This is a genomic window from Streptomyces zinciresistens K42 (genome assembly GCF_000225525.1).
GTDB lineage: Bacteria > Actinomycetota > Actinomycetes > Streptomycetales > Streptomycetaceae > Streptomyces > Streptomyces zinciresistens.
Map to the genome: position 1 here is coordinate 1 of NZ_AGBF01000232.1, position 9,251 is coordinate 9,251.

Annotated in this window: 11 protein-coding genes and 2 pseudogenes; 5 read left to right on the plus strand and 8 right to left on the minus strand. The window is 70.1% G+C overall.

The window, feature by feature from the left end; all coding sequences use genetic code 11:
* Window positions 1-77: 77 nt before the first annotated feature.
* A complete protein-coding gene (locus SZN_RS37810) occupies window positions 78-695 on the minus strand; it encodes a TetR/AcrR family transcriptional regulator (protein WP_007503469.1) in 618 nt (205 codons plus the stop codon).
* The gene (locus SZN_RS32555; RefSeq protein WP_007503470.1) at window positions 692-1,396 is read right to left on the minus strand and encodes an IclR family transcriptional regulator; all 705 of its coding nucleotides are present in this window, start codon (window positions 1,394-1,396) and stop codon (window positions 692-694) included. Before SZN_RS32555 ends, SZN_RS37810 begins: the two co-directional genes overlap by 4 nt.
* A gap of 1,026 nt (window positions 1,397-2,422) precedes the next feature.
* On the opposite strand from SZN_RS32555, the gene SZN_RS32560 reads away from it, so the two are divergent.
* The 3 genes from SZN_RS32560 to SZN_RS42945 all read left to right on the plus strand — a co-directional run bounded on the left by SZN_RS32560 (window position 2,423) and on the right by SZN_RS42945 (window position 3,567).
* On the plus strand, window positions 2,423-2,671 hold the full coding sequence (locus SZN_RS32560; protein WP_007503472.1) for a hypothetical protein: 249 nt from the start codon (window positions 2,423-2,425) through the stop codon (window positions 2,669-2,671).
* Window positions 2,672-2,695: 24 nt separating this feature from the next.
* Window positions 2,696-2,992, plus strand: coding sequence for a hypothetical protein (locus SZN_RS42940; RefSeq protein WP_007503473.1), 297 nt, complete (start codon window positions 2,696-2,698; stop codon window positions 2,990-2,992).
* A gap of 95 nt (window positions 2,993-3,087) precedes the next feature.
* Window positions 3,088-3,567 carry a transposase family protein gene (locus SZN_RS42945; protein ID WP_244313458.1) on the plus strand — a complete coding sequence of 160 codons (480 nt, stop codon included), beginning with the start codon at window positions 3,088-3,090 and terminating at the stop codon, window positions 3,565-3,567.
* Between the two features lie 98 nt (window positions 3,568-3,665).
* Here SZN_RS42945 and SZN_RS39395 read toward each other — a convergent pair.
* From SZN_RS39395 to SZN_RS32595, 6 genes and pseudogenes are all read right to left on the minus strand, one after another.
* Window positions 3,666-3,884 (minus strand): annotated as a pseudogene (locus SZN_RS39395) (glycoside hydrolase domain-containing protein); the annotation flags it as partial.
* Window positions 3,885-4,059: 175 nt separating this feature from the next.
* On the minus strand, window positions 4,060-4,287 hold the full coding sequence (locus SZN_RS32575; protein WP_007503475.1) for a hypothetical protein: 228 nt from the start codon (window positions 4,285-4,287) through the stop codon (window positions 4,060-4,062).
* A gap of 43 nt (window positions 4,288-4,330) precedes the next feature.
* Window positions 4,331-4,510, minus strand: coding sequence for a hypothetical protein (locus SZN_RS32580; protein ID WP_007503476.1), 180 nt, complete (start codon window positions 4,508-4,510; stop codon window positions 4,331-4,333).
* Between the two features lie 104 nt (window positions 4,511-4,614).
* The gene (locus SZN_RS32585; protein WP_007503477.1) at window positions 4,615-5,139 is read right to left on the minus strand and encodes an RHS repeat-associated core domain-containing protein; all 525 of its coding nucleotides are present in this window, start codon (window positions 5,137-5,139) and stop codon (window positions 4,615-4,617) included.
* Window positions 5,139-5,915: an ISAs1 family transposase gene (locus tag SZN_RS42950; protein ID WP_007503479.1), complete on the minus strand. Its 777-nt coding sequence runs from the start codon at window positions 5,913-5,915 to the stop codon at window positions 5,139-5,141. The genes SZN_RS32585 and SZN_RS42950 overlap by 1 nt, the downstream gene beginning before the upstream one ends.
* A gap of 323 nt (window positions 5,916-6,238) precedes the next feature.
* A complete protein-coding gene (locus SZN_RS32595) occupies window positions 6,239-7,591 on the minus strand; it encodes an IS701 family transposase (RefSeq protein ID WP_007503481.1) in 1,353 nt (450 codons plus the stop codon).
* Window positions 7,592-7,689: 98 nt separating this feature from the next.
* Between SZN_RS32595 and SZN_RS43580 the strand changes: the two are divergent.
* Window positions 7,690-8,073, plus strand: a pseudogene (locus SZN_RS43580) (tyrosine-type recombinase/integrase); the annotation flags it as partial.
* Window positions 8,074-8,122: 49 nt separating this feature from the next.
* The coding region (locus tag SZN_RS32605; RefSeq protein ID WP_007503485.1) for a gamma-glutamyltransferase at window positions 8,123-9,251 on the plus strand (1,129 nt) is incomplete at its 3' end.

The following is a 9,251-nucleotide window of genomic DNA, read 5'->3' on the forward strand; positions in this document are numbered from 1 at the left end:
GCCACCGCACCGGACGCCGCGAGCCCCCGGCGGACCGTCCCGCCGCGCCCGCGGCGGACGGCTCAGCCTGTTCCGGCTCAGCCTGTTCCGGCGATGATCTGCCGCAGGAAGGGATAGAAGTCCGCCATCTGTCGCAGGTAGCGGTCCTGGTCCTCGCCCGCGATCATGATGGCGGCACGGGAGTAGGTCACGGCGATCCGCGCCATCCGCTGCGCGCGCTCCTCGGCGTCGGGCACCCCGGCCGCCGAGGCGAACCGCCCGAAGGCGGCCCCGATGTGCCGTTCGAAGGCCCGGGTGTCGGCCTCCATCACGGCGGCGATGTCCGGGTCCTCGTGGCTGATCCGCAGCAGTTCGAGATTGAGCGCGAAGTAGGGGTAGTCGTCCAGGACCGCCCGGACGGCTCCGTCCCAGAAGGCGGCCAGCCCCTCCTCGGCCGTGCCCGCCCGCTCCACGGCCCCGGTGAGGTCGGCGAAGAAGCGCTGCTCGAAGCGCTGGTAGACGGCGGCGAGCAGCGCCGCCTTGCTGCCGAAGTGGTAGTAGAGCGAGCCGACCGGATAGCCGGACTCCCGGCACGTCCTCGCGATCGACGCCTTCTCGTACCCCTCGGTGATCATGAGGCGCTCCGCCGCCGCCAGGATCGCCTCGCGCGAGACCGCCGTGTCGTGCCGGGCGCCGTCCGCCCGCGGGCCGCTCACGGCGCGAAGGACGGCAGGACGGCCGCCGCCCGGGAGATCGCGACCGCTGTCTCGCGCAGCGGCCCGAGGAAGACCACGCCGTCGCCCTGCCCGGCGGCGAAGGCCACCGAGACGGCCGCCGCCGCCCGGCCGCCCACCATGATCGGCACCGCGAGGCAGGCGAGGCCCGCGGTCGCCTCCTCCCGGTCGGTGGCGAAGCCGTCGCGCCGCACCCGCGCCAGGCGGGCGGCGAGCGCCGGGTCGGCGACGTGCCCGTCGCCGAACGTGAGCAGGACCTTTCCGACGCCGGTCCGGTGCGCGGGCAGCCGCCCGCCCACCAGCGCGGGGGTGTCCGGCGAGACCAGGCTCGGCAGCTTCTCCAGATAGACCGACTCGCCGTCGCGCAGCACCGCCAGATGCACCGTCTGCCGCGTCACCCGCCGCAGTCGCTCCAGGCGCGGCAGCGCCACCTCGCGCAGCGCCACCTCCGCGGACATGGAGCCGACGGAGAACATCCGCACCCCCACCGTGTAGCCGCCCGGCGCCTGTTCGACGGCGCCCACGCGCATCAGCATCGGCAGCAGGCGGTGCACCGTGGACTTCGGCAGCCCGCTGCGGCGCGCGATCTCGCTGAGCGTGAGCACCCGGCGGCCGTGGCTGAAGGCGTCGAGCACGTCGAACGCCTTCCACAGGACGGAGGGAGCCTGGTCGAGTGCCGTCATCGGTACCCCTTCCACGCGAGTGGTGGAACGCCCCTCTAGAGCGACGTTCTACACGGTGACGTTACCTCGCGGAAACAACCGCGACAACCGCTCGCGCACGCCTTTCCGCCACGGCCCGCGGGGTGGCCGCGCCGCGGGCCCCGGGCCGTTCCCCGCCCCCGCCTGCCGTTCCCCGTCCGCCGATCCGCGCCCGGCGAGATGTGCCGCCGGCCGGAACGCGCGGCCTGTCCGCCCAGGGCGCCGCCGAGGACATGGTCACCGGCATCGGGCTCGACCCCGCCGCAGGCCGGGGGACCCCCGCCGCGAAGGACGGTTGAACACCGAACGGTCCGTCCCCGAAGATGTGGACGGCCCCCGTACGAGCCGACCACGAGGTGAGACCCCGTATGTTCACCACCCGCCCCACCTTCCAGGGCACCTTCGGGATGAAGTCGTCCACCCAGGGGTGCTGACCTGCGGTGTTACGGATACCAACGTGCCTGACCTGCAGTGATGAGTCTTTCAGCGTCTTTCACGGGCGGGCGGGGTTATGCGCTTGATTCTCCCCACGCGCTCCCCAACAGCGCGGACACTCCCCAGATTCTCCCCAGGGAGGGTCGTCGTCAGGGGCGGCGGTGATGGCGGAACCGCCGCTGCCCTGGGCACGCTGAAGCTCCGCCAACTTGATTTCTGCTGATCGGGCGGGCTGGCATGTCGTGGCGAAGGTGCCCTCGGGCCGGTCGTGGGCGGCAGCCCCTCGCCTTGATCATCTGGCAGTGGTCATGGACGGTCTGTCCGTTTCCAGGTCGCGGGGCCGAGCAACTTCGTAGGCTCGCCGGATGACCGAGATCAGCGAAGTCGCCGAACGCGTCGCCGCCCGCCGGGCGGAACTCGACGAGGAGGAGAAGTTCCTGGTCGAACAGCTGGAGAAGGTCCGTGCCGAGCGCGCGGACCTCGCTGCCGCGATCCGCGTGTGGGAACGCATGCACGCCCAGCTGGAAGCGGAGAAGGCGACGACGCAGGCGGTGCCTGCGCAGGTCGGCGGCCGTGGCGTACTGCTGGTCCCGCATCGCGAGGCGTCCGGGCGAGGACGCGCTGCCGCCGGACTACCAGCGGACCATGAAGATCGTCCGGGAGGCGGGCGGCCCGGTACGGGTCAAGGACGTCGGCAAGGCCCTGGGCCTCGAAGCCGAGGTCAAGGGGCGACTGGAGCCGCTGCGTGGGAAGTTGACCAAGCTGTCCGGTCGGGGCTGGCTGCGCAGGCTGCCCGGCGGACGCTTCCAGCTCACGCCGTAGAACCGGCCGCGGGCCGTAACCGACGTGCTCCCGAAGGCCGTTGACTTCGACGTGTGCATGAAGAAGATCAACGAGCCTGCCGGGGACACCGGCTTCCCTGTCTACCAGTGCCGCCTGCCGGTGTCCCGGAAAACCACCGAATACTGCGCCGACCTGCTGCGCCGCCACCTCAAGACGATCGGCTCACGGTGGCGTGCCCTGCCGCCCGGACAGATCGTCGTCATCGTGCTCGCCGTGCTCCGCCACGACCAGCGCATCGCCGACATGGCCGGCGGCAACCAGGGCGGTGACACGGCCGACGGCGCTGGCGAGACGAACTGACAACCCTGCTCGCCGCCCACGCACCCCGCCTGGACCGCACCCTGAAGAAGATCGCAAAGAAGGGTGGCGAGGTCGTTCTGATCGACGGCACCCTCATCCCCACCGTCCGGCGCACCGGGAAGGCGAACCGGCTCAACTACTCGGGAAAACACCACCGCCACGGCCTGCACTTCCTTGCCCTGACCGATGAGAAGGGCCGCCTGCTGTGGATCTCCGCGGCCCGTCCGGGCCGCACCCACGACGTCACCGCCGCCCGCCACGACAAGATCGTCGAGCATCTGAAGACAGCTTGCCTCGGCGCCCTCGGTGACCTGGGCTTCATCGGCGTGGACAAGCCCGAGAACCCCGACGGCCAGGTCCTCGTCACCGGCTACAAGGCCACCCGCTGGCACAAGCTCACCCCCGGACAGAAGCAGGTCAACCAGGTTCTGGCCGCAGGACGCGCCCCCGTCGAACACGGCTTCGCGCACCTGAAAATGTGGCGCACCCTCACCAAGCTCCGCACCGACCCCGCCCGCGCCACCGCTCTCCTGCGGGCACTGCTCGTACTCAAGAACCTGGAGGTCAACCGCTGACGGATGATCGAAAACACAGAAAGCCGCCCGCGACCTCGATGAGCATCCCCAACAACGATCACGCCAGCCCGCCCGATCAGCAGAAATCAAGTTGGCGGAGCTTCACTGTAGTAGGCGTCCTTCTTCCATGCCTTCATCGCGGTGAGCGAGGGGGCCGTGCAGGCGTCGAACGCCCGGCCGGTGTACGTCTTTTGTGCGGGCCATGCGGCGGCGGCCATCGAGGTCTGCCCCGCGATGACGGCTCCTGCGGCGACGGCTACGACGGTCGTCGTGAGGGCGATATAGCGGCCTTTTTTGGATATCCGATGCCTGGGCATTTCCCCACCTCATACGTACGAACTTGCACGGATTGTGACCCCCTCCCCCCGGGGGTTGGATTACCTATCCGCACCGGCCGCCTTGCTTGACCGGTGCGGTGGTTGCAGTGATCCTCTCGGAGGATCGGCTCCAGGGGCCGCGTTGCGCTGCGGACCGGGCGACCGTCGCGAGGCTTCAGGCCGGGTGGCCGGCGAAGAGTTCGAGATGGGCGCAGTTCGGGCAGCGGTAGGCATCAACCTGCCAGGCCGACCGGCCCACGCGCTTGGCGCCGCCGAGGGGCCCTTTCTCGAGAGCTCCCTGTATCCAGCGGGCGTAGCCGCGGGAGTGCTGTCCGGCGTCTTCGACGAACCCGGGCTCCAGGCCGACGGTGCCGCAGTGGGTGCAGCGGAAGGTGTTGTTCACGCGCCGGAGTATAGGTACCGGGTAAGTGCTGCCGGCGCGAGGGTTACTGATCACTGATTGCCTTGCGCTGGAAGTACCAGGCGAGAGCGAAGCTGCCGGTGGCGGTCCAGAACAGCGGGGCGCCAAAGGCTCGGCCGAAGGCGGCACTGAACACGATGCCAGTGATCGTCTGGAGGGCGGCGAGGAGCGCGAAGACGGTGGCGGCGCGGCGGTGGATATGCATGAAATTTCCTCAACACGGGAGGGAACGGGAGGTGCACGGCCGGGGAACGAGGGTCTCGTTCCCCGGCTGCGGTGTTACAGGTTCAGCTCAGGTGCGGGGGCGGTTCAGCAGCCGCCGCGCCAGGGGTAGGCGTACCTGCCGTAGGAGTAGCGGGGGATCCACCACTTGGTGAAGACGCTGGCTCCGACGTTGATGTGCAGGCACTGTCCTCTTGCCGACGCCCATTGGGCGACGAACTGGATGGAACCTCCGATGAGGGTGATGAGGGCAGCCAGGTAGGCCAGGACTGGTGCGGCCGGTGGGAAGAGCAGGGCCAGCAGCCCCAGGACTGCTCCTGCGATCGTGTAGGTGACCCAGCCGTAGCTGCCGATGCGGTAGGTCCACCGCTTGTTCGCCACGATCTTCAAGGAGATGCCGCCGACGCCGGTGCCCCAGTTGGGTCCCCAGTATTGGGCGGAGATGCGGCCCCACGAGTAGTAGCGGGTCTTCGAGCGGCTGAAGCGGCCATCGAGGTCGGTGCAGTTGACCGGGTCACCTGAGCAGTACTCGTAGGCGTTGCTGCTGCCGCCGTACACCGGGTCGATGGACAGGAAGCGTCCGGTTGCCGGGTTGTACAGGCGCACGCCCATCAGGATGGTGCCGGTGACGGTTTCGGCGGAGCGCTGGTTCTGGCCAGAAGAAGCTCCGCCGACAGCTGCGACATCTGCCCTGGCGCGAGGTCCCGCTGGTTGCCCTTGACGACCAGGATGTAGTGCCCGCCCCGGGCGATGACGTGCTCGGCATGCCCGGTCCGGGTGTGCATCGCGTCGGCGGTGATAACGCATCCGCGCAGGTCGAGCCGTTCCAGCAGTGGGGCGAAGGCAGGGATCTCATTGCTCTTCGCGGCGATCTGCCGCTGGGAGACCACGGCCTGGCCCTCGTGCAGGACGGCGGCGAGGAGGTGGACGGCCGTCTTCTCGCCGGTGCGGCTGCCGCGTACGGCCTTGCCGTCGACGGCCATACCCACCAGCTCCACGGTGCATTCGTCGGCCGGGTCACTCGCGTGCCGGGCCGGCCAGGCGCCCAGGGCGTCATCGAGGGCGTCGCCGTCCGGACGTGACAGTAGACGACCCGGCGTGGTGGCCCGTGGCGGACGGCGCAGCCCGATCCTCGCCCGCGCCTCTGGAGAGGTGTCGATGGCATAGCGGGCGATGCCGGCCAGCGTGGTGGCGCCGCCGAGCACCGCGAGCAGGCACAGGGTGAGCAGTGATCCCAGCCGGTAGCGGCGCCCCCGCACCCGTCGTGGATCGGGAAGCCGGTCCAACACCTCCGACAGCGCGGCGAGTTCGGACAGCTCGGCAGGCAGGTGCAGCAGGTCGGCGTCCTCGCGGTGGCGCTGGAGAACGTCGATCAGGGAGGATGGCACGCGAACGCGACCCCTGTTCGTGATCAAAGGCTTCGAGAACCTTGATCATCAGGGGTCGCGTTCGTCGCATCCAAGTACGGACAAGCAGGCCATCAGGGCACGTCCACGCACGAGTTACTCATCTCGCCGCGTGAGAACGCACGCGCCCTGCCCCTTCGGCCCTCATGAATACAGCCTTGCAGTGGACAGCAACCGCCTAGCGTTGCCAGTGTGACTACAAGTGAATGCGATGCAATGCACAGTCGTAAAGGTCGATCGGTCATTGAGCTCTTTCCATCCTCGGTCTGACACGGCAGCTGTAAGTCTTGATCGTCCGGCTCCGGTCATGTGGTCGCCGCCGCGGTGATGTTGTTCCATCGGCGGTGGGCCTCGGTGGCCTGGTGCCGGTGGTGACGGCGCCAGACGGACCGGTGCAGGGCGTGCTCGAGGTCGCGGCGGGGCGTGGGGAGTGCGGTGATCCGCAGGACGGCCAGGAGTTCGCGGCCGCTGGCCGGGGCGAGTTGAAGGCCGTGTTCGGTTCCGTCGACGGTGCGGGTGGCAGCGTGGGTGACGGCGAGGACGGCGGCGGCGAACAGGCTGATCAGGCTCCAGCGCATCCAGGAGGTCCAGCAGGTCACCTGGCCCTGGTCGAGTCCCGCCAGGCCCTTCGCGCCCTGGAAATCCTCCTCGGTCTTCCAGCGGGTGCAGATGATGTTCACGAGGACCGCGAGGCTGACGGGGGTGGTGGAGTGGCAGCGGTAGAAAGACAGTTCGCGGGTGTAACGGTGGCGGCGCACGACGAGGAACGCGTGCCCGGCCTCGCCCCGGCCTGCGGGGGCGTCATCGGCCAGGACGTCGATCAGGGCCCAGTCGTAGTGGCGGTCGCCCTTGGTGCCGTTGCCCGTGCGTCGTCGCATCCAGGCCCTGGCCGGCACCTTCGCCGCCAGCTCGGTGGCGCTGAGGCGGCCCACGGCAGTGCTCGCGCGATGGTCGGCCCTGACCGCCAGGGCGTAGTCGAAGCCCAGAGTGCGGGCGGTGCGGCGCAGTTCCAGGCTGCCGTAGACCTCGTCGCCGGTGAACCGGCGGGCGGGAAGGCCGAGCCCGCGGGCGCGGTGCAGCATGGCGGCGGCCAGCTGGGGCTTGGTGGCGAAGGTGACCTCGTCGGGCACGTGCCGCAGCAGCCTGCGCTCCTCGTCTTCGGCCCAGGCGGCGGGCAGGCAGAGCTCGCGGTCGATCAGGGTGTGACCGCGCGGCGAGGTGTAGGTGAGATGGACGGCGACCTGGCACAGACCCACCCCGCCAAGAGCGCCGGAGTACTGGTGGGAGGCTCCCACGCAGTCGGTGGAGGACTTCTCGTCACCCGTCTCGTCGGCGATCAACACGGCTTCGTTGTCGGCGAGTTCGGCCGCGACCCAGGCGGCGAGACGGTCGCGGGCCAGGTCATGGTTCCAGGCGCCGCGCGAGAGGAAGTGCTGGAGGCGGTGCGGCCCGTCGTGCCCGAGCGCCTCGGTGAGGGTCCAGCAGTTGCGCCGTTCCAGCTCCATCAGCATGCCCTGCGTCATCGCCCGGCCCAGCATCCGCGAATCCCGGCGCGGGAAACAGACGGCCACCGCCGCCATCAGCGACCCGAACGCCGCCGTCCAGACCCGCTCGGCTATCGTGGCCTCCACGGCCACCTGGTTCTTGATCGTCTTCACACACGTCAATGATCACGGTGGCCGTTCCCATGTCCGCAGCCACCCCCCACCCTGACCGGCACGGACGCCTCAACGATCAAGACTTACAGCTGCCGTGTCTGATACTGACAACGAAGTACGGGAACGCGATCGCCGCCAACACATGCAACACCGAGATCTGGAAGCCTGCCTTGGCCAGGGCAGGTGTCATCCCTCCGCGGGTCAAGGGGGCGAAACCTTGGCAGTGGCAGGCGGCACCGAAGGACGGGTTCCATGTGCTGAGGCACACGTACGCGTCCCTCGTGCTGGAGGCAGGAGAGTCGGTCGTCACCCTCGCCAAGTGGTTGGGGCATTCATCGCCGACCATCACGCTCGATCACTACGCGCACTTCATGCCGGAGGCGGGGAAGAAGGGGCGCAGGGCGATCGATAGCCTGTTGGGGGAGCGGGCGGAGGAGAGTTCCAGTCCAAACTCCCCAGATTCTCCCCAGGCCCGATCCTGAATGCCGATTCGACCGTCCGGCGCGCGTAAACAACGAGGTGAGACCCCGTATGTTCACCACCCGCCCCACCCTCCAGGGCACCTTCGGCATGGTGTCCTCCACCCACTGGCTCGCCTCCCAGTCCGCGATGGCCGTCCTGGAGCGCGGCGGCAACGCCTACGACGCCGCCGTGGCGGGCGCGTTCGTCCTGCACGTGGTCGAACCGCACCTGAACGGACCGGCCGGCGAGGTGCCGATCCTGCTCGCCCCGGCGGGCGGCGAGGTCCGCGTGCTGTGCGGGCAGGGCGTGGCCCCGGCCGGCGCCGGCGTCGCGCGCTACCGGGGCCTCGGCCTCGGCCTCGTGCCCGGCACCGGACCGCTCGCCGCCGCCGTCCCCGGCGCCTTCGACGCCTGGATGGTCCTGCTGCGCGACCACGGCACCCAGACCCTCGCCGAGGTGCTGCGCCACGCCGTCGGGTACGCCGAGGACGGGCACGCGCCCGTGGAGCGCGTCGGCGAGACCGTGGAGACCGTACGGGAGCTGTTCGAGACGGAGTGGACCTCGTCGGCCGAGGTGTACCTGCCGGGCGGGCACGCGCCCCGGCCCGGCGAGCTGTTCCGCAACCCCGCGCTCGCGGCCACCTGGAGGCGGTTGCTCGACGAGGTCGCCGGCGCCGGGGACCGCGTCGCGCAGATCGAGGCCGCGCGCGAGGTGTGGCGCACCGGGTTCATCGCCGAGGCCCTCGTACGGCAGGCGCGCCGGCCCACCCTGGACACCAGCGGCGAGCGCCACACCGGCACCCTCACGGCCGCCGACCTCGCCGGCTGGTCCGCCGCCTACGAGACACCCGCGACGTACGACTGGAACGGCTGGACCCTGTGCAAGGCCGGCCCCTGGAGCCAGGGCCCGGTCCTCCTCCAGCAACTCGCGCTGCTCCCGCCCGAACTGCCGCGGTACGGCTCCGCCGAGTACGTCCATCTGCTGATCGAGGGCTGCAAACTGGCCATGGCCGACCGCGAGGGCTGGTACGGCGACGCCGCCGACGTCCCGCTCACCGACCTGCTGTCGGACGCCTACAACACCGCCCGGCGGAAGCTGATCACCGGCCGGGCCTCCCACGAACTGCGGCCCGGCAGCCCCGGCGGGCGCGTGCCCCGGCTGAGCGCCCACGCGCGCGGGGCGGCCGCCGCACCGGACA